18 protein-coding genes are annotated in these 22,341 nt (G+C 64.4%); 6 read left to right on the forward strand and 12 right to left on the reverse strand.

All coding sequences use genetic code 11. The features are described 5' to 3' along the window. Nucleotides 1-68 precede the first annotated feature (68 nt). Genes LB513_RS11895 through LB513_RS11905 form a run of 3 tightly spaced genes read right to left on the reverse strand, consistent with a single transcriptional unit; the run spans nucleotide 69 to nucleotide 4,821 of the window. Entirely contained in the window at nucleotides 69-1,400 is a 1,332-nt protein-coding gene (locus tag LB513_RS11895; RefSeq protein WP_224663703.1) for an ActS/PrrB/RegB family redox-sensitive histidine kinase, read from the reverse strand. Between the two features lie 26 nt (nucleotides 1,401-1,426). Continuing rightward, nucleotides 1,427-3,889: an ATP-dependent helicase HrpB gene (gene hrpB, locus LB513_RS11900; RefSeq protein ID WP_224663704.1), complete on the reverse strand. Its 2,463-nt coding sequence runs from the start codon at nucleotides 3,887-3,889 to the stop codon at nucleotides 1,427-1,429. Between the two features lie 41 nt (nucleotides 3,890-3,930). Then, entirely contained in the window at nucleotides 3,931-4,821 is an 891-nt protein-coding gene (locus tag LB513_RS11905) for a DMT family transporter (protein ID WP_224663705.1), read from the reverse strand. A gap of 26 nt (nucleotides 4,822-4,847) precedes the next feature. Here LB513_RS11905 and LB513_RS11910 point away from each other — a divergent pair, with 26 nt between their 5' ends. From LB513_RS11910 to LB513_RS11920, 3 genes are all read left to right on the forward strand, one after another. After that, complete coding sequence (locus LB513_RS11910; protein WP_224663706.1) at nucleotides 4,848-5,537, forward strand: PIG-L deacetylase family protein; 690 nt, start codon at nucleotides 4,848-4,850, stop codon at nucleotides 5,535-5,537. Nucleotides 5,538-5,641: 104 nt separating this feature from the next. Then, nucleotides 5,642-7,282 carry a dihydroxyacetone kinase subunit DhaK gene (locus LB513_RS11915; protein WP_224663707.1) on the forward strand — a complete coding sequence of 547 codons (1,641 nt, stop codon included), beginning with the start codon at nucleotides 5,642-5,644 and terminating at the stop codon, nucleotides 7,280-7,282. A gap of 152 nt (nucleotides 7,283-7,434) precedes the next feature. Then, the gene (locus LB513_RS11920; RefSeq protein WP_224663708.1) at nucleotides 7,435-8,457 is read left to right on the forward strand and encodes a nucleotidyltransferase family protein; all 1,023 of its coding nucleotides are present in this window, start codon (nucleotides 7,435-7,437) and stop codon (nucleotides 8,455-8,457) included. Between the two features lie 9 nt (nucleotides 8,458-8,466). Here the strand turns inward: LB513_RS11920 and LB513_RS11925 are convergent, their stop codons facing one another. From LB513_RS11925 to LB513_RS11935, 3 genes are read right to left on the reverse strand one after another with little or no spacing between them, the layout of a single operon-like run. Then, the gene (locus LB513_RS11925) at nucleotides 8,467-9,453 is read right to left on the reverse strand and encodes a serine kinase (protein ID WP_224663709.1); all 987 of its coding nucleotides are present in this window, start codon (nucleotides 9,451-9,453) and stop codon (nucleotides 8,467-8,469) included. After that, nucleotides 9,450-9,887: a lasso peptide biosynthesis B2 protein gene (locus tag LB513_RS11930; RefSeq protein ID WP_224663710.1), complete on the reverse strand. Its 438-nt coding sequence runs from the start codon at nucleotides 9,885-9,887 to the stop codon at nucleotides 9,450-9,452. The genes LB513_RS11925 and LB513_RS11930 overlap by 4 nt, the downstream gene beginning before the upstream one ends. Next, nucleotides 9,884-10,168: a PqqD family protein gene (locus tag LB513_RS11935; RefSeq protein WP_224663711.1), complete on the reverse strand. Its 285-nt coding sequence runs from the start codon at nucleotides 10,166-10,168 to the stop codon at nucleotides 9,884-9,886. Before LB513_RS11935 ends, LB513_RS11930 begins: the two co-directional genes overlap by 4 nt. Before the next feature lie 629 nt (nucleotides 10,169-10,797). On the opposite strand from LB513_RS11935, the gene LB513_RS11940 reads away from it, so the two are divergent. After that, nucleotides 10,798-12,705, forward strand: coding sequence for a propionyl-CoA synthetase (locus LB513_RS11940; protein WP_224663712.1), 1,908 nt, complete (start codon nucleotides 10,798-10,800; stop codon nucleotides 12,703-12,705). Nucleotides 12,706-12,721: 16 nt separating this feature from the next. Here the strand turns inward: LB513_RS11940 and LB513_RS11945 are convergent, their stop codons facing one another. The 6 genes from LB513_RS11945 to LB513_RS11965 all read right to left on the reverse strand — a co-directional run bounded on the left by LB513_RS11945 (nucleotide 12,722) and on the right by LB513_RS11965 (nucleotide 19,556). After that, nucleotides 12,722-15,106, reverse strand: coding sequence for a polysaccharide biosynthesis tyrosine autokinase (locus LB513_RS11945; protein ID WP_224663713.1), 2,385 nt, complete (start codon nucleotides 15,104-15,106; stop codon nucleotides 12,722-12,724). A 232-nt stretch (nucleotides 15,107-15,338) separates the two neighbouring features. Further along, complete coding sequence (locus LB513_RS25180) at nucleotides 15,339-15,461, reverse strand: hypothetical protein (protein ID WP_263482087.1); 123 nt, start codon at nucleotides 15,459-15,461, stop codon at nucleotides 15,339-15,341. Nucleotides 15,462-15,463: 2 nt separating this feature from the next. After that, nucleotides 15,464-16,414 (reverse strand): glycosyltransferase family 2 protein, encoded by a 951-nt coding sequence (locus LB513_RS11950; RefSeq protein ID WP_224663956.1) that lies wholly within the window; start codon nucleotides 16,412-16,414, stop codon nucleotides 15,464-15,466. A gap of 7 nt (nucleotides 16,415-16,421) precedes the next feature. Beyond that, the gene (locus LB513_RS11955) at nucleotides 16,422-17,378 is read right to left on the reverse strand and encodes a glycosyltransferase (RefSeq protein ID WP_224663714.1); all 957 of its coding nucleotides are present in this window, start codon (nucleotides 17,376-17,378) and stop codon (nucleotides 16,422-16,424) included. Beyond that, nucleotides 17,378-18,367, reverse strand: a complete 990-nt coding sequence (locus LB513_RS11960) for a glycosyltransferase family 2 protein (RefSeq protein WP_224663715.1) — start codon at nucleotides 18,365-18,367, stop codon at nucleotides 17,378-17,380. The genes LB513_RS11955 and LB513_RS11960 overlap by 1 nt, the downstream gene beginning before the upstream one ends. Nucleotides 18,368-18,383: 16 nt before the next feature. Further along, nucleotides 18,384-19,556: a glycosyl transferase family 1 gene (locus LB513_RS11965; RefSeq protein ID WP_224663716.1), complete on the reverse strand. Its 1,173-nt coding sequence runs from the start codon at nucleotides 19,554-19,556 to the stop codon at nucleotides 18,384-18,386. A gap of 192 nt (nucleotides 19,557-19,748) precedes the next feature. Between LB513_RS11965 and LB513_RS11970 the strand changes: the two genes are divergently transcribed. Together LB513_RS11970 and LB513_RS11975 are read left to right on the forward strand one after the other, a co-directional pair. Continuing rightward, complete coding sequence (locus tag LB513_RS11970) at nucleotides 19,749-21,245, forward strand: lipopolysaccharide biosynthesis protein (protein WP_224663717.1); 1,497 nt, start codon at nucleotides 19,749-19,751, stop codon at nucleotides 21,243-21,245. A 66-nt stretch (nucleotides 21,246-21,311) separates the two neighbouring features. Next, a complete protein-coding gene (locus LB513_RS11975; RefSeq protein WP_224663718.1) occupies nucleotides 21,312-22,337 on the forward strand; it encodes a phosphoribosyltransferase in 1,026 nt (341 codons plus the stop codon). Nucleotides 22,338-22,341: the final 4 nt, after the last annotated feature.

The following is a 22,341-nucleotide window of genomic DNA, read 5'->3' on the forward strand; positions in this document are numbered from 1 at the left end:
GCTGCCTTAATTTTACGCAAATAGGCTTCCGTGCCTTCATTGTCCAATTTTAAGAGCTTCAAACGTCATCAGGCGGTGTCGAACATACTGGCGGATGTCACTTCCGGATTGAGGAAGACGCTGCGCGGCCAGGATATGTTGACCACGGCGCCCTCGCCCAGGCCGCTCGAATTCCGAAAATCGAGCGTGGCACCCGAGCGTTCGAGCAGCGTCTTGGCGATGAACAGGCCGAGGCCGAGGCCACCTCCGGCCTCGTTGCCCTGTCGCGTCGACATATAGGGCTCGCCGATGCGGTCGATGATCTCGGCGGGGAAACCGGGTCCGTCGTCGATGATCGAGAAGCTCACGGTGGCCTCGTCCCAACTCCAGCGGACGCTGACGCTCTCGCGGGCGAAATCGACCGCGTTCTCGACCAGATTGCCGAGGCCGTAGATGACGCCGGGGTTGCGACGTCCGACCGGTTCAGCCCCCTTACGCTCGCCGGGACGAAGCTTGATCGAGATGCCGAAATCGCGATGCGGGGCGGTGACCTCCTCGACCAGCGAGGTCAGCGGCAGGCGCGAGAGATGCGCCTCGCCCTCGGACGACAGGCTCGTCAGGCGCTTGAGAATTTCCCGGCAGCGTTCGCTCTGCGAACGAAGCAGGGTCACATCCTCGCCATAGACCGGGTCCTTGCCGAGCGCCCTTTCCATCTCCTTGGCGACAAGGGCGATGGTGGCCAGCGGCGTGCCGAGTTCATGCGCGGCGGCCGCGGCAAGTCCATCGAGCGCCGAAAGATGCTGCTCGCGTTGCAGTACGAGTTCGGTGGCGGCAAGCGCGTTGGCCAGAAGCCTCGCCTCGGCCGCAACGCGGAAGGCGTACATGGCGGTGAAGGCGATCGAGGAGAGCACCGCCATCCATAGGCCGGCGACATAGATAAAGGGCATCTCCAGGGGCGCACCGTCATACCAGGGCAGCGGCAGATGGATAAACACCAGCAGGGTTGCGGCCGACATCACCAGCACGCCGAGAATGGCGGTCAGGCGCAGCGGCAGGGACGTCGCCGAAATGACGACAGGCACGGTCATCAGCAGCGCGAATGGATTGGTGAGGCCGCCGGTTATGTAGAGCAGGCCGGCAAGCTGCAGGCTGTCGAAGACGAGAATGCCGAAGGCCGCAAAGGGGGTGAGCCGGTGCGCCGCGGGAAAGCGGAAGGCGAGAAACAGGTTCATCCAGGCCGAGCAGGCGATCAGCGCGAAGCAGAGGCTGACCGGGAGCGGAAACTTCAGACCATAGGCGACAAAGACGACCGTCACGCTCTGGCCGACAATGGCGAGCCAGCGCAGCCGGATCAGCGTGTTTAGCCGCAGCCTCTGGCTCTGCTGGAAGTCGGGAGAACGCAAAACGTTGATCATGGCCATGGATTACAGCCGCGGAGGCCGAAGCGCTAGGTCCCGCGCGGCTTGGCCCGGGCCGTGGCGGCGGCGAGAAGCGGGTTTTCCGGCCAGACATGCCTGGGATAACGCCCGCGCATTTCGGCGCGCACCTCTGCCCAGGAGCCGCGCCAGAAGCCCGGCAGGTCGCGCGTCGTCTGGATCGGGCGATGCGCCGGGGACAGGAGTTCGAGCGTCAGCGGCATGGTGCCGTTGGCGATCGAGGGATGGCTATCGAGTCCGAACAGTTCCTGCACGCGCACGGCCAGCACCGGCCATTCGCCGTCATAACGGATCGGCACATGGCTGCCCGAGGGCGCGTTGAAATGGGTTGGCGCCAATGTGTCGATCTTGCGCTGCAAACCATGCGGCACCAGCGTCGCCAGCCCGGCCGAGACAGCGCCGGCATCGATCGCGGCAAAAGATGCAGCACCCGACAGGAACGGCAGCAGCCAATCGTCGAGGCGCTCGAGCAGAGCCGCGTCGGACATATCGGGCCAGGGTTCTCCAAGACCGCGATGCAGCCAGCCAAGGCGCTGGCGCAGCGTCTGCGCCTCCTTGCTCCAGGTCAGCAAAGAAACCCCATGCTCGCGCAAGGCATCGAGGATGGCGCGGTCGGCTTCTGCGCCGGTCGGCGGCGGCAGCATGCGCTCTGCAAGCGTGATGGCGCCGAGGCGCACTGTTTCGCGCACGCGCACTGCTCGCTTTTCGCGATCGAAGCTCGTCTGCCTTCGCGTCTCGATCCGGTCGGCCAGCGTGGCGCGGATATCGTCCTCGCCGATCGGCGCCGCCGCCGCAATGCGCGCGTTCTGCGCCTTGCCCTGCAGATCGGCGACCACCAGAAATGGCTCTCCCGCCAGCGGGTCGGCGGCGTCGACCATGGCGCCGGAGCCATTGGCCAGGACAAAGCGGCCGCGCTCGCCACGCGCCTTGGCCACGCGGTCGGGCCATGCGTGGACGAGCAGGAGACCGGCGGCAACAAGCTGGCCGTTCTGCACGCCTCCGGCCTGGCTGGCCAGCCGCTCGGCCAGTTGTCGTGCGGCTGTCGCCCGCGGCGATCGTTCGGACCGGAACCTGGCTAGCCGCCGCTCAAGATCGGCGCCCTCCCCGCCGAGGCCACGCTCGGTGAGCAGTACGGCAAGCATCGCCGCTTCGGCGGCATGGCCGTTCCGGGCGGCCTCGGCGACCATGTGCGCCAACCGGACCGGCAAGGCGAGCTTGCGCATCGCTGCGCCTGACTGCGTCAGGCGACCTGCCTCGTCGATGGCATCATGCGCGCGCAGCAGCGCCCTTGCCTCGTTGAGCGCAGGCGCGGGCGGAGTGTCGAGGAAGGCTAGGCGAGCGGGATCGGAGACGCCAAAGGCAGCGCAATCCAAAAGCATGCCGGAAAGGTCGGCTTCGAGGATTTCAGGTGGAGTGAAGGCTGGCAGTGCCGCCATCTGCTCCGCCCGCCACAGCCGAATAGCGACGCCGGCCTGCGTTCGCCCGGCACGGCCGGCGCGCTGGTCGGCGGAGGCCTTGCTGACGCGAACGGTTTCCAATCGGGTCAGTCCGCTGGCCGGCTCGTAGCGTGGCAGCCGCGACAGGCCGGAATCGATGACGACGCGCACGCCATCGATGGTGATGGAGGTCTCGGCGATGGAGGTCGCCAGCACCACCTTGCGGCGGCCCGCGGGCGCCGGCTTGATCGCGGCGTCCTGCGCCTTGCCGTCGAGCTGGCCATAGAGCGGGACGATGTCGGTATCGCCGCCGACCCTGCCCGCCAGCCGCTCGGCAGTGCGCTCGATCTCGCGCTGGCCGGGCAGGAAGGCGAGCACGCTGCCGCTCTCATCGGCAAGCGCGGCGCGGATGGCCTTGGCCATGGCGTCCTCGACGGCAATGCCAGCCGGCCGTTCGTCGTAGCGGATATCGACGGGAAAGGCGCGACCCTCGCTCTCGATCACCGGCGCGCCGGACAAGAGCTTGGCGACGCGCGCGCCGTCAAGCGTCGCCGACATGACCAGCAGGCGCAAGTCCGGCCGCAGCGCGCCCTGCACGTCAAGCGCCAGCGCCAAGCCGAAATCGCCGTCGAGCGAGCGCTCGTGGAATTCGTCGAAGATGACCGCCGAGACGCCAGGCAAGTCGGGATCGTCGAGGATCATACGCGCCAGCACGCCTTCGGTGACGACGAGGATCCGTGTCCGGGCCGAGCTGCGGTTCTCCATGCGCATGGCGTAGCCCACCGTGGCGCCCGGCTCCTCCCCCAGCAAGTCGGCCATGCGGCGCGCCGCCGCCCGCGCGGCGAGCCGGCGCGGTTCGAGAAGCACGATCTTGCCGTCACCCAGCCAGTCCGCGTCGAGCAGTGCCAGCGGCACCAGCGTCGTCTTGCCGGCGCCCGGCGGGGCCACCAGCACGGCGCTGCTGCCATGGCCGAGCGCTTCGCCCAGCGCCGCCAGCACGGCTGACACCGGAAGTTCTGGCAGGGGTTTCGTGGTCATCGCGGTCGCATATCAGCGGTCACCATGTCCGTGCAACCGGCTCAAAGCCTGGTGCGCGAAAACGGGTTCCAGCGCACCGTGCCGAGCCTCGCCTCCTCGCGCACCATCGTCAGCAGGCCGGAGCCGCCGACGACCGCGAGGCCGACCAATGACAGCCAGTCGGGATATTCCTGGAAGAACAGCGCGCCAAGGATGACCGCCCAGATAATTTGCGAATAATGCGTCGGCGCGACGCGGTTTGCCGGCGCGTATTTGGCCGCCAGCAATTGCAGCAGCTGTCCGCCGGCGGTGAAGGCGCCGGCTATCACCAGCCACACCAATTGCCTTGCATCGGGAAGCGTGAACGAGGTGGCTGCGGCGCCGATGCCATTGAACAGCAGCCCATACCCGACCAGCACGCCCAGCATCGTGGTGCGCTTTTCCTCCTGCGCCAGCGACCGCATCAGGATGACATTGGTGGCGGCCAGGAACGCGATGGTGAAGGCAGCGAGATGGCCAAGTTGCAATTCGCGGAAACCCGGCCTGACGACGAGCATGACGCCCGCGAACCCGAAGACGACCGCCAGCCATCGCCACGGGCCGACCTTCTCCTTGAGAATGATGGTGGACAGGATCGTGACGCAGAGCGGCGCCAGGAACACCAGCGCATAGACTTCCGCCAGCGGGATGGTGGTGAAGGCATAGACGCTGAGCACGCCCGACGCGATGCCGGCCCAAGCGCGGGCCTGCACGGCCCAAGGCCGGTTCGTACGCCAGAAGTCACGCCAGCGCTCATTGGCCGGCCTGCTGAAGAACAAGAAGCAGCCGGCGAACAATGTCGAGAAGAAGCCGATCTCGAATACCGTGAACTGCCCGCCCAGGCTTTTGACAACGGCGTCCCCGCACGAATAGCTTGCGTAGGCGATCAGGGCGAGCAGGATACCGTTCGTCACGTGTTTCCGTTCCGGGGGAGAGAGACTTGAAGATACTGGCCCTCGGCGCGCATCCTGACGACATCGAGATCTTCATGTTCGGTACGATGGCCGCCTATGCGGCGCAAGGCGCACAACTGGTTTTTGCCATAGCCACGGACGGCGCCAAGGGCGGCATGGGCGATCCGGCGGCGCTTTCCCGGGCACGCCGGGAGGAGGCAAGCCAGGCAGCCGGCCTGCTCGGCGCCGAGCTACGCTTCCTCGACTTCCCCGATGGCGCGCTGGTCGCCGATGCCGCGCTGATCGCGGCGCTCAAGGCGCTGATCGCCGAGACGAGTCCGAACCTGGCGATCACGCACGCGCCCAACGACTATCACGGCGACCACCGCGCGCTGTCGGATGGGGTGCGCATCGCGGCCTCGTTCGCAGTTCCGGTTCTGCATGCCGACACGATGGGCGGCACCGGCTTTGCCCCGACGCATTATGTCGATATTTCCGCCCATGCCGACATCAAGGCTGCGGCGATCCGAATGCATCAGTCGCAGGATCCGGAGCGCTTCGTCGATATCGCGCGAACGCAGAACGAATTTCGCGCCGGACAGTGCAACGGCGTTCAGGGCTCTTTGGCGGAAGCGTTTCGCTTCGAGCCGACCTTTCCTTTCGCCGACGTCCGCGCGCTGCTGCCGCCGGCACCGCCGATCCGGACAGTGATGGTGAGCGCCAGGCGCTTAGACTGATTGCTTGGCGCATTCGCGACGGACGCGGTTTCGCACGATCTTCAAATCGAGCTTGCAACCGGCGTTGGGAATGAGTGACGATTGCGGATGATCGGGGGGATACAATGAAGCATTTTTTCAATCGCAGGGAAACGATCGTCAGCGAGGCGCTGGATGGGCTGCTGCGGACCAGCGGCGCCGGCGATCTCGTGCGGCTCGACGGCTATCCCGAAATCAAGGTCATCCTGCGCGCCGACTGGGACAAGTCGAAAGTCAGTGTCGTGTCCGGCGGCGGTGCGGGCCACGAGCCCTCGCACGCCGGCTTTGTCGGCAAGGGCATGCTGACGGCCGCGGTTTCGGGCGAGATCTTTGCCTCGCCCAGCGTCGAAGCGGTGCTGGCGGCCATTCGCGCGGTCACCGGTCCGGCGGGCTGCCTGCTGATCGTCAAGAACTACACGGGCGACCGCCTTAATTTCGGTCTGGCGGCCGAGAGGGCGCGCGCGGAAGGCTTTGCCGTCGAGATGGTGATCGTGGCCGACGACATTGCCCTGCCTGACATCAACCAGCCGCGCGGCGTTGCCGGCACGCTGTTCGTACACAAGATAGCGGGCCATTTGTCGGAGACCAGCCATGACCTCGCCGAGATCGCGGCGGTCGCACGGGCAGCAGCCAAGGACATCGTTTCGCTTGGCATGTCGCTGTCGTCCTGCTCGATTCCGGGCCAACCGCATGAGGACAGGTTCGGCGCAGACGATGGTGAGCTCGGCCTCGGCATCCATGGCGAACCCGGTGTCGAGCGCATCGCTGTGCAGAGCGCCGACAGGCTGGTTGCGATCATGGCCGAGCGCCTCTCCGAACGGCTTGATCCCAGGGCTGCCTATGCGCTTCTGATCAACAATCTGGGATCCGTGCCGCCGCTCGAAATGTCACTGATCGCCAATGCGGTGCTTGGCTCGCCATTCGCCAAGTCCGTCAAGATGACGATCGGCCCTGGGCCGCTGATGACGGCGCTCAACATGAATGGCTTCTCGCTGTCGCTGATCCGGCTGGATGCGGCGCGCCAGGAAGCCTTGCTGGCGCCGGTGGGGCCGCACGCTTGGATGCCGGCGAAGCCGATTGCAGCACCAGTTGTCGTGCCCATCGTGAAAGCGGCCGAACAACCCGCCTCGCATAGGGCAAGCCAGGATGCTGGTACGAGGCGCCTGATCGTCGCGGTGTGCGAAAGACTTATCTCACTTGAAGCCGCCTTGAACGGACTGGACGCCAAGTCGGGCGATGGCGACACAGGCTCCACGGTGGCAACCGGCGCGCGCAGCATCCTCGAACGGCTCGATACACTGCCGCTTGCCAATCCTGCAGCGACCATGGGCGCGATGGGCGATATATTGAGCTCGTCCATGGGCGGTTCGAGCGGAGTGCTGCTGTCGATCTTCTTCACGGCCGCGGCCCAGGCCCGTTCAGGTGGCGCAAGCCTGGCCAACGCACTGCTTTCAGGTCTCGAACGTATGACCTTCTACGGCGGCGCAAGCCCCGGCGACCGCACCATGATCGATGCGCTTGAGCCGGCGCTGAAGGCGCTCGACGCCAATGGCCTGGAGGAGGCGGCAAGAGCGGCACGGGTCGGCGCCGAAGCCACCTCGGCCATGGACAAGGCAAAGGCCGGGCGTTCCGCCTATATAGGCGCCAAGCTCCAGGGCGTGATTGATCCCGGAGCCCATGCCGTTGCCGAGGCCTTCGCGGCGGCTGTCAAGATCGCGTCAGCCTGATGACATGCTTCATGGCCGCGTTGCACCTCTCCGGCAGGTCGGCGCAGCCTGCGTAAGCTTCGGGATGCGCGCAGCCAACGGCACGGTGTTGGCCTCTTCCCGGCTTTTCTGTAATCATCGGAAGATTCTTCCGCCATGACTGTCCAAGGTTGATGCTGCCACACCTCGCTCCCGTTGAAGAAAGATTGCTGCTGCGCTACGCCGATCCGGCTGCCCCGGCGGTCGAGGATGCCATGTCGGCGAAGACGTTGTGTGCCCTCCTCGATAATGCGGAATTCCATGGCGTCCTGCCGATCATGCTGCGCAAGCTCAGGGAGCGCGGCGATGCGCATCTGCCCGGAGATTCGGCGCTGCAAGCCAGGCTGGAGGATCTGCGCCACAAAGCAACAATCGCCACCGGGCAATCGATGCTGCTCCAATTCCATGGTGGTCGCATCATGAAGGGACTGGCGGAAGAGGCCATTCCGGCGCGGATCGTCAAGGGGCCGGTCTTCGCGCGAAAGCTCTATCGCCACGCGGCCGACAGGCCATTTACCGACATCGACATCCTCGTCGAGCCCGCCAATCTGTCGCGGGCCAACAAGGTAATCGCGGCGTGCGGTTTCGAGCTCGGCGGCGACGAGGCCGGATCCTACCAGTTGCAGGAGTTCAAATGGCTGGAAAAGGAAAACTCCAGCCTGCTGGTCGAACTGCATGGCGATCTCGTACACGACACCGGCATGCGGCGGCGGCTGTCGCTGGGGTTCCGCGAGCTGGGCATCATCGATGGCGAGGCGACCGACACGCCGGCGGCGCTGCTGACGATTGCTATCGTGCATGCCGCCGGCGGTCACAAATTCCACCGCCTACAGCTTTGCGTCGACGTGTTGCAAGGGGTGAGATCGCTGCAAACTCCTGAAGAGGAAGCCCGCGTGCTTGACGCTGCCCGAATGACAGGCATCGAACTGGAGCTGGCGATCGTGCTCGACGTAACCGGCCGACTGTTCGGCGAGCGACGCGCACTTGAACTCGCCGGCCGGATCAAGCCCGACCTCTCGATCCGATTGGCCAAGCGGCTGATCACCGCCAACACGCTGCTCCGGGTCAATTCCAGGGACAAGATCGGCTCGCGGCTGCGCCGCGATGTCTTCCGTTGGATCCAGCGGCTGGCCAAGCCCAGGCCGCAAGCCGCCTGACCCGATCGCTCAGTCGCGCGACGCCAGGGCTTCGCCGATCAGGGAGGCGCTGTCCGCCGGACGAGCGCCGACCTCCAGCCTGAAGGTCGGCACCGACGAAACCAGCTTGGCGATGGTTTCCAGCCGGCGCTTCTGCAGTGGCAGCAGGCCGGTCATCCCGGTGCGGACATTGTCCATTGCCAGCGCCACCATCGCGTCGGTGCGAGCCATCGGAACGAGCCGGCTCTGGCTGTCGGCCGATCGCGCGAGGTGCAGCAGCGCGGCCACCGGCCGGGCGGCCGCGTTGTCGACGCGCACGATCTCGCTCAGCCGTTCGAGCGCGATGGGCTGTTCGCCATTGCGATCCCAATCCGGGCCGAGGCATGGGGCGACCTGCGGGATCATTTGTGCCGTCTTCTGGTGGATTTTGACCGCGCGCGGCAGACCCCAGGCAACGACGCTGCCCGAAGCGGCATCCAGGATCATGGCGTCGTCCGAGCACAGGCCGAAACCTTGTGTCGCCAGCGCCAGCGACGTGGTCGTCTTGCCGGTGCCGCTGGGGGCGTGGATCAATACCACCGCCTCGTTGCCAGGCAGCGTCAGACCCGCCGTGTGCAGCATGTGCTGGCCGCCTGCGTCGAGTGCCGAATCCAGCACCAGCATCGAGGGCGTCCACGGCGCTTGCACGCCGGGACGGGTTCGGATTTCGGCCCACCCTTCCTGGCCATTGATCGAAGCGGTCTGGCGGGCGGGAAAAATGAGGTGGATGGTGCCGCCGTCCTGGATCATCCGGCAGAAGCCGTCGTCCGGTATCTCGCCGTCGAAGACCAGCGATCCGTTTGGCGTCTCGTCCAGCGGCTCGGTTTCACCGATGCGCAGGCGGAAATTTGGCCCGGCGGTTTCGGCAACGCGCAGGCTGCCGAGCATCCTGTCGAAAATCCGCAACAGGCCAGGGTTTTCGGCATGGATACCGAGGACGCGACCATTGAGGTCGTAACACGCGGAAGGCCCGGTCAAGCTGGTCGCGCCTGGCGCGAAGCTGCGTGGTGACGATAGATCTCAACCATGCCTGGCAGGCTGTCGCTGACCACCGGCCTGCCGTCGAGGCATACCCAGCAATGGGCCGACAGGCGCTGCGCATCCATGGATCGAGGGTCGATGCCGAAGCGCAGCTCCGGATCGAAACCCGCCAGGCGCAGGAAGCGATGGCCAAGCAGCCCTTCCCGCAGGCATCTGCGGTCGCGCATCAGCCAGGGATGGCGCACGGTGCGGTTGACGCTGGTCACGATGTAAGCGGCGGGCAAGCCGCGATAGGGGGTTGGAGAGGCAAGAGGCGCCCATCTAAGCACCTGTTCGAAGCTGCGTCCCCGGACCAGCAACGGCATGAGCCGCGCGCTCGCCCAGAGGTGACAGCGAAACAGGGCGCGCAGGAGAGAACCCGTCACCGTCATTCAACAGGAGCGGCGAGGATGCCTTCGGAAAGCAGATCCGTGGCCAGCGACGCCATGTCTTCGTCGAGCGTACCCTTGTCGACCTCGAACTCCTCGCTGAGCAGGCCGACGATCTGATCGAGGCTGCGCTGGCCGTCCACCTTGTCGAGAAAGGCTTCGGTCGTGCCATTGCATGTATAGAGCTGGCCGCTGCGCGCCAACAGCACGACGGCGCCGTCACCGACATGCTGAACAGAGGCGTCATCCGCCAGCCGCAGAACCGTTCCAGAGGCGATTTCCATTCCGACTCCCACCAAGCAATCGATATCCCAAGAATGCAGATAGCGCGGCGGTGGGACGCTGTCTATCGGTCCGACAGTTCAACCCGCCGGCGGCCGGTATGGCTGCGGCCGGTGCTTTTCCGGCCAAGATATCCCAGCTTGCCAGCCTTCTCCCGTCGGCACCGTTTCTGGAAAAGGGTTCAGCGCGAGAGGTCGACGCGTGGACCGGCAACGGGACGGCTGGTTGATTTTCTTCCCTAGAGTAAGGTAATATCGACCGGGTTCTTTGGGGGGTACACTATGCGTTACAATTGGAAGCGGGCTCCGACGAGCTTTGAACGGCACAGGAAAGCGTTGGCGGCGGCCCTTCTGATTGCCGGCGGCGTCGGCCTCATGCTCGTGGCCTTGCCCATCTAGAACAAGCGGCATTTTCGAATCTCAGAACGGCTTCGGCGGCGAACCTGTCGGCAAGGCTGACCGGCTACGGCGATTGGCGCCGATCGAACCCGTGGCCGATGCCCTGCGGCGAGCAGGTCCCCGGTCCAGCCATACCCATGTTTCCCTGCAGATGAAAATCAGGGAAGACATGCTCCAAAAAAACAGCTTAGGCTGTTCCCAAAGACAGCAAATCGTTCCTGGGGAGGGCACGGATGGCTTCACGCTATCACGAGGTCTATGACGGCTGGAAACGCGATCCGGAAAAATTCTGGGCGGACGCGGCCGAGGCCATCGACTGGTACTCGCCTTGGGACAAGGTCTTCGATGCCGGCGCCGGCGTCTACGGACGCTGGTTTACCGGCGCCACCTGCAACACCTGCCACAACGCCATCGATCGCCATGTCGCGGGCGGCCGCGCCGACCAGATTGCGCTGATCCATGACAGCGCCATTACCGGCCAGGTCCGGAAATTCACCTATGCCGAGATGAAACGCGAGGTGGTGGCCCTGACCTCGGTGCTGAAAAACCGTGGCATCCGCAAGGGCGACCGCGTCATCATCTACATGCCGATGGTCGCGGAGGCCGCCTTCGCCATGCTGGCCTGCGCCCGCATCGGCGCCGTCCATTCAGTCGTCTTCGGCGGTTTTGCCTCGCACGAGCTTGCCACCCGCATCGACGACGCCCAGCCGAAGCTGATCATTTCGGCTTCCTGCGGCCTGGAGCCCGGCCGCGTCGTTGCTTACAAGCCGCTGCTCGACAAGGCGATCGAGATGTCGCGGCACAAGCCGGACGCCTGCCTGATCCTGCAGCGCGACCAATTGCGCTGCGAGTTGAAGGATCATTACGACATCGACTACGCCGACGCCGTCGCGCGCGAGCGCGCGGCCGGCGCCAATGTCGACTGCGTGCCGGTGCTCGCCACGGACCCGCTCTACATCATCTACACGTCGGGCACGACCGGCCAGCCGAAGGGCATCGTGCGTGACAATGGCGGCCATATGGTCGCGCTGAAATGGACGATGGAGAACGAGTTCGGCGTCAAGCCGGGCGAGGTTTTCTGGGCGGCATCCGATGTCGGCTGGGTGGTTGGTCATTCCTACATCGTCTATGGGCCGCTGCTGCATGGCTGCACCACCGTGCTGTTCGAGGGCAAACCCGTCGGCACCCCGGATGCCGGAACTTACTGGCGGGTGATATCCGACCATGGCGTCGTCGCGCTGTTCACCGCGCCGACGGCGTTCCGGGCCATCAAGGGACAGGACCCGAAGGGAGACTTCATTCCCAGATACGACCTGTCGAAATTCCGCACGCTGTTCCTGGCCGGCGAGCGCGCCGATCCCGACACGATCAAATGGGCCGAGCAGAAGCTGAACGTGCCGGTGATCGACCATTGGTGGCAGACGGAGAGCGGTTCGCCGATGACGATCAACCCGGTCGGCCTCGGCGTGTTGCCGGTGAAATACGGCTCGCCGGGCGTGCCTATGCCAGGCTATGACATCCGGGTGCTTGACGATGCCGGTCACGAAGTGCCGCGCGGCACGCTGGGCAATGTGGTGGTCAAGCTACCGCTGCCGGCCGGCTGCCTGCCGACGCTGTGGAATGCGGATGAGCGTTTTCGCCAAGCCTATCTCGAGGAGTTCCCCGGCTTCTACAAGACGGCCGATGCCGGCATGGTCGACGAGGACGGTTATCTCTATGTCATGGCCCGCACCGACGACATCATCAATGTCGCCGGCCACCGCCTGTCGACGGGAGCCATGGAGGAAGTGCTGTCCGCCCACCCCGACGTCGCCGAATGCGCCGTGATCGGCATTGCCGATGCGATGAAGGGCCAGGTGCCGCTCGGCTTCGTGGTGCTGAACGCCGGTGTCGCGCGCGATTTCGGTCTCATCGAGAATGAGGTGGTCGCCTTGGTGCGGGAGCGTATCGGTCCTGTCGCCGCCCTGAAGACCGTTGTGACGATCAAGCGCCTGCCCAAGACGCGGTCAGGCAAGATCCTGCGCGGAACAATGCAGAAGATCACCGACAGGGAAGATTGGACGATGCCGGCGACCATCGACGATCCGGTTATTCTTGACGAGATCATCGCTGCCTTGAAGGAACGCGGATTCAGCCTTTGAGGGCATCAATCCGGCGTCAGACGGATTCCTTGCCGCGCACGTCCGACTTCTCCAGGTAATAGGACGAGTACCTGTCGAAGAACTTCTCGGATCCGCCGAACGATCCGTATCTGGCCAGTTTTTTCAGATCGACCTTGTTCAACACCAGACCAACGATCTTGTTTGCGACATAGGGTTCGGCATGTAGCAAGGACTGCACCATCGCGCGCGGCGTGCGCCCCCATTCGGTGACGAGGACGAAACCGTCCACCAGCGGCGCAAAGGCCTTCGCGTCGACGACCGGGCCGAGCGGCGGCAGGTCGACGACGATGTATTCGAATGTTTCCTTGGCGTTCTCGATGAAACGCCGCATTCCGGCCGAGGAGAGAAGTTCGCTGGTGTGAGAAAAGTGGCCGCGCGGCACGGCCGGAACAATCGCCAGCTTCGTCTGCCGGTCGATCTTGCCGACCGACTGCCAGGTCTGGCCGCTCACCACCGCTTCCATCAAGCCTTGCTCGGCCTCCATGCCGAGGCCGCGGCTGAGGCCGGGATTGCGCAGATCGCCGTCGACGAGCAGCGTCCTGGCACCATTGGCGGCAAGCAGCCCGGCAAGGTTCGCCGCGACCGTCGACTTGCCCTCGCCAGGGAGCACCGAGATGATGCCGATGACGCGGCTGCCTTGCCCTTCCATGACGACGTCGAAGGCGATCTTGGCGCTACGCAGCGTCTCGGAGAACATCGACGCGGGGGACTCGATGCTCACCCGCATGCGGGCCCGGTTTTCGGCGGCCGCCATCGATTTGGCGGCTTTGGAATCACCCCGGCTATCGCCCGGTTTGTCCTGCTTGCCGAGCTTGCCGCCGATTGTAGGCAGATAGCCTAGGAATTTGAGGCCGACGCGGTCGCGGACATCCTCTCCTGTCCGGAAGAACCGTTCGTTGAATTCGTTCAACCCGCCAAGGCCGGCGCCCATCACCAGACCAAGCACCAACGAGAGCCCGAGAACTACGACCGTGCGCGGGCTCGAGGCCGTGCGCGGCATCGAGGCGTCCGAAATGATGCGGATCTTGCCCACCGGGAAGGATTGCTGTTGCGCGGCCTCCTCATAGCGGCCGAGGAATGTCTGATAAAGCGTGGTGAGGGCCGTCGCCTTCTGATCGAGATCGCGAAGTTGCACGCGCGACTGGTTGTCGACGGAGCTCTTGCCCTGCGCCGCCGCCACATTGGCCCGGAGCGCGGTCTCGCGCGCCTGCGCCACCTCGTATTCGTTGCGATAGCTTTCGGTCAGCTGTTTCAGCTCGCCGAAAATCTGCGTCGATAGATCAGCCTTCTCCTTGGCGAGTGCCACCGCCTGCGGATGCTCGGAGCCGAAATTGGCCTCTACATCCTGCAGCCGCTTGGAGACGGCGAGATAGCGGGTCTTGAGCGCCGAGATGACCGAGCTGCTCGGCTGGTCGCTCGATATGGCGGCATCGTTGAACGCGTTGTCGGAGCCGCTCTCGATGATCGTCTTGTATTGCTGGTAACGGGCGCTGGCGCGCGCTGTGTCGGCCTGCGCCACGATGAGTTGCGCGTTCAGGTCCGAAAGCTGTTTGTCGCTCATCAGTTGGCCATCGCTGTTGGCGGCCAGACCGTGTTGAGCCCGGAATGTCTCGACCGCGAGCGAGGCTGCCTGGGAACTCTCTCGCAGTTCCGTCAGCCGGCCCTGGAGCCAGACCGCGGCGCGCTCGGTGGCGTCGAAGCTGGCATCGAGCTGATCGGCGAGGTAGGCATCGGCATAGGCCTTGGTGACATCGTGCGCGAGCGCCGGGTCCGTCGCCTGGTAGCCGATGGCGATCACAAAGCTTCGCCCAACTCGTTCGGCCTTGATCTCGCTCTGCAGCTTGAGGATCGCATAGTCGCGGCGCGACGTGGCCATCATCGCCTCGCGCGTGGCCGCGTCGGCCTTGGTGATGTCACCGCTGTCGGCCGGCGAACCGGGGCGGACAGACTGGATAAGCCCCCGGACAAAGCCGACACCAGTGGCAAGCGCCGACTGGGGAGGGTTCATGAAGGCGTCGTTCTGGTCGAGCTTCAGCTTGTCGACGACCACCGCGGCGAGACGTGTCGAGGTCAGGATCTCGATCTGGCTCAAAATGGCGGAATCGGTCTGCATCGTCGTCGACGCCGCGGAGATGTCGTCGACGATCTTGTTCAGGCCTTCGTCGATCAGCACGCTGCTGGCCGACTGGTATTTGGGTGGCGTGGTCTGCAAATAAAGCACGCCGAGGATAAGGCCGATGACGGCGCACACCAGGACCGCCTTGGCTTGCCGCGCGGCCATGCCAAGCAACTGCTCGACATCGATAAAATCCTCGCCGTTTTCCTGATCTGAATTCGGCAATGGCATTCTCTTGTCGAGAGGGAAGTTGGCATAATTCATGATCGGTCCAATTCCATAGCGTGCCCTATCCGAGGGTCGGGATGAGGCTCCATCTCAGTGTTCAGGCATGAGCCTTTCCAAAAACCGGAACGCGCTTTTGGAAACATGCTGCGGCTTGCAGGCGCCTCGATGGTTGGCAGCATCATGGCGAATGGCCGACGCTTCCCCGTGGACGACGGACGGCCCGCCCACGGCGGCGCCGCTTTCTGAAAATGCTCCCGGAACATGGGCATTATGCGGCTTCTTCCTGGCGTTCGTGCGATTGAACGAATGTCTGAAGCATGCCGACGGTCAATTCCAGCGCTCCGAATTCAAGTTCTTCACAGGCAAAGGCCGTCCTTTCATCGAGTTGCATCTTCATCTCCCCGCCCCGACGGCAAACCTTGCCGCCATTCTTCGAAACCGCGCCGCGATCGGCATGCTCATGTGGCCGACCGCCGCCGGATCGCTGAGCGCCGTCCCGATCGCCTTGAGCGGGGACCGCGCCTTGATGTGCTGGACCATCGACAGGAAGGAGATTGCCTTGCGCAGACCGCGGGCGCGCCGCGCAAACGCCGCCCGTGCATCGGCATCCATAGAGACGCCGCGGGCGAACTCGGCATCGGCCTCGCGCATCGCCTCGACATGGTGAAGCTCGAGCACGCGCGAGATGGAGCCGCCGCGGATATGATAGGCATAACCGATATCGGGCTCGGCCACGCACCTGCCACCTTTGGCCAAGGCGTTGGCCAGCAGGATGTAGTCTTCGCCGATCCTCAGTTTCTCATCATAGCGCAACCGGTTTTCATCCAGGAAACGGCGCTGGAAGATCGGCTTAAGATAGCCGAGGTTGAAGGTCGATTCGAAGACGATGTTGCCGGCGATGTAGGTCGCCAGCGATATCTCGCGCAGGTCTTCCAGATATTGCCTCGGAAACATCGCATCCCCGGCGACACCGTCCTCGCCGATGACCCGCAGATTGTCGACGGCGATCTGGGCATCCGCCTTTTCGGCGCGCGCGATCATGGCGGCGATCCGGCCGGGATAGACCGCGTCGTCGGAATCGAGAACCGCGATCCATCGGCCGCGTGCGGCCTCGATACCGGCATTGCGGGCCCCTCCTGGGCCCCGATTGCCGGCAAGGGCGACGACGCGGACGATCTCCGGCGGGTAGGCCCGCGCCACGTCCAGCGTCGCGTCGCTCGACTTGTCGTCGACGACGATGATCTCGACGCTGACATCTTTCTGAGCGATGGCGCTGCCGATCGCACGGTCCAGCGTTGCCTCGGCGTTGTAGGCAGCGATGACGAAGGAAACATCGGGTACCAGGCTGGCGTCAGGCACGCTTGCCTCCCTGCGGCGACGGCTGGCCGTAGAGGCGGATTTCGCGAACGCCCAAAAGGCCGCTGACGACGCCGACATGCATGATGCCGCGCAGCACGCTGCGGTTCCTGCGCACCGGATCGACGACAACCGGAAGCGCGACGGCGAAGCAGTAGATCGCCTTGGCAAAGGCCAGACCAACCTGCCTGGCAAGGTGAACCTGCCGGGCTAAGCCGAAGCCGCCGGCGCTGCTGCCTAGCAGGTGACCATGCGTCTGGCCGACACGGAAGCGGCGGCGGCCGAGCCAGTCGAACGCGGCCCTGGAGCGCGGCACCATTTCGTCCACCCAGGCCTCGGGCGCGAAGGCGATGCGACCGCCGGCCTTGTGCATCTGGTCGAAGAACTCGGTGTCCTCGCCGCCGGTCTGGCCGCGGGCCAGGCTGAAGCGCCGGCCACGCAGACTGTCGGCGCCGGTCCTGAGCAGCACATTGCAGGTGTAGCCGGTGCGGATCTCGCCGCGCACCCAGACGGGCAAGGTCGAGTGGAAATCGCCCTCTCGCATCCAGTCCGGCGCGTCGGGCCGATAAAGCGCTCTGACGGGGCCGAGCACGGCCGCGGCGTCGCTAGACTGTGAGGTCTCTACCAACTCGGCCAGCCAGCGGGACGTGGCCGTCTCGTCATCGTCGATGAAGGCGACGAGATCGGCCGAGCTGGCATCGAGGCAGGCGTTGCGCGCGATCGAAATGTTGCGCGCCGGGCAATGCCGGTAGATGACCGGCAGCGACAATTCCGCTGACAGCGCCGCTACCAAGTCGCGGGCGCTCGGCGTGTCGTCATTGTCGGCGACAATGATACGCACGTCGAACCCTTCGGGCACGTCCATGGCGCCGAGGGAGCGCAGCGTGTCGGCCAGTTCCGGCCGGCGGAACGTGCATACGCCGATGTCGATACTCCGGTTCCTGCCCGCCATCAGGCCACCTCGCGCCGGGCACCGAGGCGCAGAAGCTGCAGCCAGAAGCCGACGGACCAGCCGAGATGCATGATCATCGCCGAGATGCCCGCCAGCGCGATATCGGGATTGCGTTGGCGAATGGCCGTCCACAGACCGTAGCCCAGGCACACCGACGCCCAAAGCAGAAGCGGCACCGCCGCCAGCCAATGCACGAAAGAGAGGACCGACAGGAGAACGACGGGAAACACAAGCAGCGGCACCATCTGCCGGACCTTGGGGACGACCCGGTGCTTCAGCACATTCCTGGCGCGGCCCCGGCCATAGCCTAGATACTGGACATAGAGACCCTTCAATGAGGTGCGCGGATAGTACACCATCCTTGTCTTGCCGCTCAGCCAGATGCGGTAGCCAGCCTGTTTCAGCCGATAGTCGAGTTCGGCATCCTCGTTGTGGCTGAAGGTCTCGTCATAGCCGCCGACGGCTTCGAAAGCCGATATCCGCATCAGCGCGTGATGACCATGGTCGGCCCACTCGCCGGCTGAAAGATGCCGGTGCCTGGAGCCGCCCGTGCCAAGCCTGGAATTCTGCGCCGCAGCGGCAGCCTTTTGAACGGCGCCGCTGCCGCTTGTGAGCATCGAGACGACAACCGAATCGGCGCCCGTGGCCAAAGCCTCTTCGACCAGCCGCTCGCAATAATCCTCGGGATAGCCGCCATGCGCGTCGATCCGGACGAGATAGTCGGCACCCTCGCCGAAGGTCGCCACCGCGAGGTTGATCGCCGCGCTTTGGATGCGCCGATTGTTGTGAAGCAGCGTAACCCGCGAATCCTTGCCAGCGATATCGGTCACGATGGCCAGGGTGCCGTCGGTGCTGCCGCCGTCGGCCACAACGATCCTGGCACCAAGCCTCGCGGCCGATGGCCGCAGCCGATCGAGTAGCGCGCCGATATGGGCCGCTTCATTCAGGCAAGGAACAACGATCAGGATGGCGGGGAGCGCTTGCGTCATCGGGCGATGTCGATCCTTATGCCAAGGCTTCGGCCGGCAGCGGGCCTCGCAAGCTGGTCAGATGGCGAAGCCTTTCGACCAGCGCCCGGCAGTCGCCGCGATCATGGCTCCACATGCTCGGATCGTGAGCGGCCACGCGCGACGTCAAGCGGCTGAAGCGGTTCTGGTCCATCCCGCCGAGGGCGGCGTCGAGGGCACCTGCCGTTGCCTGCGGCAGCAGGACGCCGATTCCCTGCCGGTTGAGGAACCGCCCTGTCTCGGTGTTGCCCATCGAGATCGGTACAGCACCAAAGCGGCAGCCCTCATAGAGCCGGTTGGGCAGAAGCCATTCGGAGTTCCGCCCCGCTTCGAAAAAATCGATCGCCCATGAAAAATGGATATCCCTGTAGATCGCCGCCATGTCCTCAGGATTGCGGTAGGGCCCGCGAAACGACAGAAACGGCTCCGATTCAACATAGCCGTGAAAGTCGGGGAATTCGGACAAGGCCGGCCGGCCGCGCAGCACGATCTCAAAGCGCCCCTCCATGCGGCGCGAAAACTCGGCCAGCAGTTCGAGCGAGCGGCGGCAGCGTAGCGCGCCGAACCAGCCGATTCGCCACGGCGGAGCCGCAAGATCGCGTGCGCCGGGGTTTTCATCGGGCAGAACAGCGACGGCGTTGAAATACTTGTTCTCGAGCAACTCGATCGGCGCCGCGACCTGACCGTAGGGGTCGAAATAATTGGAAATGAAGGCCGGCGAACTGGTCACAAGAAGCTTCACGTCCCGGGCCAGAAAGCGTTCGGTCGCGCGCAGCCCCTTCCCCAGCATGTCGCCGCGCAGCAACAGACGATGGATATCGAGGCATTCGTAGACGATCGGGACCGAGGCACCGAGGGCCGAGTTTGCGCGCCGCGCAAGCGCCAGCATTTCCAGATTGCGAGCGATGATGAGGTCGGGCCTGGGGATTTGGCCGAGCGTTGACCCTATTGAGACGGCCGCCCTCGCGACCGCCGCGATGCGTTGAGCAAAGTGTCCGTCGCGTGTCGCACCGAGGTCTATCGGCCGCAATCCCTCGATAGCCACGATCGGATCGGCGCTTCGGCGGAAGCCCGCCAGGGTCACCCGGGCGCCGCCTGCCCTGAGCATCGTAATCCGTCGGCGCACCGCCGGGTCCGACACGTCATGGACTAGGTACAACACGTGCAGCATCAAGACTCTACCGCTGTTGGCCCACCCAGGGAGGATCGTAGTACAGGTCTTGCTGCATCGCAACATTTTTGGTGCAGCGTAGCAAGAATCGACGTTTTCTGTTGCGCTGCAAAATTATTGTCGTAGTTTGTCCGAGGCGGCGGTCACGGATTTTCGGGTTTGGAATCCGTGCAAAAATCAGGAATCCTGAATTTGGAAGCCAATGCATTCGACCCGCCGGAAGGTTCGCTGCGCAAGTCCGTCGGACGCGGAGCAGTCGTGACCGCCATTGCGCAATCGGTGCGGGTCGGCACGCAGATCGTATCCGTCATCGTGCTGTCGCGGCTGTTATCGCCTCAGGATTTCGGCGTCCTGGCGATGTGCGCGCCGGTGCTGGCATTTATAGCGTTGTTCCAGGATTTCGGTCTGACCCAGGCGACTGTCCAGAAAACCGGCCTGCGGCGCGAGGAGGTAAACTATCTTTTCTGGATCAATGTCGCGGTCAGCACCTCCCTGGCTTGCGTGCTCGCCGGCGCGGCGCCCCTGGTCGCGGCGTTCTACGGCGAACCGCGCGTCGCCGGCCTGGTGGCCGCGTTCGGGCTGCAAATCATAACCTACGGGCTTGGCGCCCAGCATCTTGCACTGCTGACGCGCCGCATGCAGTTCGGCCGCCTGGCAATCATCGACATCATCGGTGCCGTAGCCGGCCTGGCCGTCTCGATCGCCTGGACCTTCATAGACCGCTCCTACTGGGCGCTTTTCGCCGGCACGCTGACCTCAGCCGTGCTGCCGACGCTCTGCTATTGGGGGAGTTCGCATTGGAGGCCTGGTCTGCCGCGCAGGGTTGCCGGAATCAGCACGCTGATCAATTTCGGGGCCGGGATCACCGGCTTCAACTTCGCCAATTTCTTTGCCCGCAACCTCGACAATGTGCTGATCGGAAAATATTGGGGCGAGGCCCAGCTTGGCCTTTACGACCGCGCCTACAAGCTGCTGCTGTTTCCACTGAGCCAGATCACCAACCCCCTGTCAAAAGTGATGGTACCGGCTCTGTCCAGGCTGAAGGACGAACCTCACCGTTACCGCAGCGCCTATCTTCGCGTCATTCCGCTTATCCTGATGGTCGCTCTTCCCGGTGTCGCCTTCGCCACCGCGATGTCGGATGTGCTGATCCCGTTCGTGCTGGGCGAGCAGTGGCGCGGCAGCGCAAGCATCTTTCTGGCGCTCGGGTTTGCGGGCTTGCTTCAGCCGCTCAACAATCCGGCGGGCTGGCTTTTCGTCAGCCAGGGCCGCTCCGGCGACTTCATGCGCTGGGGTATTGTCACTGCCGTGACCTCGGTGCTGGCCTTCATCATCGGCCTGCCCTACGGCGCGCTGGGCGTTGCGATCGCCTATGCGGTCAGCGAATATCTGAGGACGCCATTTCTCTGGCTTTATATCGGCAAGACCGGTCCGCTGCGTGCGATCGACATGCTGCGCGCGGCGACACCGTTCGTCCTTGGCGCCCACCTGGCGCTGGCGGCGGTCTGGTTTGCCAGATCGATTCTGCCCGAGCCCCGGCTCGCGGCGCTGGTGGCGGCCGTGGTGCTGTCCTACGCGGTGACCTTCGCCGTGGCGATGCTGTTTGCGGCCGGGCGCGAAGCCATGCGCGAGGTGCTGAAGTTCCTCCCGGCCAGAAGTCCGCGCCTGATGGAAAGAGACGCAAACTAGCCTTGCCGGACTGACGAGGTCAGCGGCCTCGGCATCCTCCATGAACGAACGATAAGGATTTGGACCATGCATTATCGCTCGATAGCCGACATGAACGACACGATCGTCGCCCATTTGCATCGTTTGCCGCGCGACATCGATCTCGTGGTCGGCGTGCCGCGCAGCGGCATCCTGGCGGCCAATTTGGTGAGCCTGACCGCCAACATCGCGATGACCGACCTCGACAGTTTCATCGACGGGAAGATCTACACGTCCGGAATCAGCACCAAGCGTCGGGCGTCCCTTGATCGGGGGGTGGCCGAGATGCGCAAGATCCTGGTGATCGACGACAGCGTGAACCGTGGCGACGCCATGCGCGAAGCGCGCCGCCGCATAGAGGCGGCGGGGATACGGGCGGACTTCATCTTCGCGTCGGTCTATGGCCATCTGCCCCGCCATGACGACATCGATTTCGTGTTCGAGACGGTGCCGCATCCGCGCATGTTCCAATGGAACTTCATGCACCACATCTTCCTGGAACAAAGCTGCGTCGATATCGACGGTGTGCTCTGCCTTGACCCGACCGAGGCGGAAAACGATGACGGACCTGCCTATGAGAAATTCCTCGGCGAGGCGCGGCCGCTGCATGGGCCGACCCGCAAGATCGGCTGGCTGGTCACCAGCCGGCTGGAGAAGTACCGGAAGCTTACCGAGGCATGGCTCGACAAGCATGAGGTGCGATACGACAAGCTGATCATGCTCGACCTGCCAAGCAAGGCCGAAAGGCAGCGGCTTGGGGTGCATGGGAGCTTCAAGGCCGACTTCTACAGGAAGTCAGGCGCCCTCCTGTTCATCGAAAGCGAGTATCGTCAGGCGGAGAACATCGCCAGGCTCTCGGGAAAACCCGTCCTTTGCGTCGAGACGCATCAGGTGATGCTGCCGCAGCCCATGTCGCTGGCGGCGCTCGGCCAAGCGACCAGAAATCTGCCCAATAGGCTGAAGCATGCGGGCGAGCCCGCCGGACGCCAGGCGATGTTGAAAAAGGCGGCGCGGACCGTGCTCGGCGAGAATGGCTATCAGGCGCTCAAGGGCAGGCTGAAGAGAGCCAATTGATGGT

The organism is Mesorhizobium sp. ES1-1 (assembly GCF_020164785.1).
Taxonomy (GTDB): Bacteria; Pseudomonadota; Alphaproteobacteria; order Rhizobiales; family Rhizobiaceae; genus Mesorhizobium.

Bases quoted from the DNA above. Each gene is read 5' to 3' on its own strand.
- LB513_RS11915 (WP_224663707.1), top strand. From the start codon at position 5,642: ATGAAGCATTTTTTCAATCGCAGGGAAACGATCGTCAGCGAGGCGCTG.
- LB513_RS25180 (WP_263482087.1), bottom strand. From the start codon at position 15,461: ATGCAACTCGATGAAAGGACGGCCTTTGCCTGTGAAGAACTTGAATTC.
- LB513_RS11975 (WP_224663718.1), top strand. From the start codon at position 21,312: ATGCATTATCGCTCGATAGCCGACATGAACGACACGATCGTCGCCCAT.
- LB513_RS11965 (WP_224663716.1), bottom strand. From the start codon at position 19,556: ATGCTGCACGTGTTGTACCTAGTCCATGACGTGTCGGACCCGGCGGTG.
- LB513_RS11920 (WP_224663708.1), top strand. From the start codon at position 7,435: ATGCTGCCACACCTCGCTCCCGTTGAAGAAAGATTGCTGCTGCGCTAC.
- LB513_RS11930 (WP_224663710.1), bottom strand. From the start codon at position 9,887: ATGACGGTGACGGGTTCTCTCCTGCGCGCCCTGTTTCGCTGTCACCTC.
- LB513_RS11940 (WP_224663712.1), top strand. From the start codon at position 10,798: ATGGCTTCACGCTATCACGAGGTCTATGACGGCTGGAAACGCGATCCG.
- LB513_RS11945 (WP_224663713.1), bottom strand. From the start codon at position 15,106: ATGAATTATGCCAACTTCCCTCTCGACAAGAGAATGCCATTGCCGAAT.
- LB513_RS11895 (WP_224663703.1), bottom strand. From the start codon at position 1,400: ATGGCCATGATCAACGTTTTGCGTTCTCCCGACTTCCAGCAGAGCCAG.
- LB513_RS11955 (WP_224663714.1), bottom strand. From the start codon at position 17,378: ATGGCGGGCAGGAACCGGAGTATCGACATCGGCGTATGCACGTTCCGC.
- hrpB (WP_224663704.1), bottom strand. From the start codon at position 3,889: ATGACCACGAAACCCCTGCCAGAACTTCCGGTGTCAGCCGTGCTGGCG.
- LB513_RS11935 (WP_224663711.1), bottom strand. From the start codon at position 10,168: ATGGAAATCGCCTCTGGAACGGTTCTGCGGCTGGCGGATGACGCCTCT.
- LB513_RS11960 (WP_224663715.1), bottom strand. From the start codon at position 18,367: ATGACGCAAGCGCTCCCCGCCATCCTGATCGTTGTTCCTTGCCTGAAT.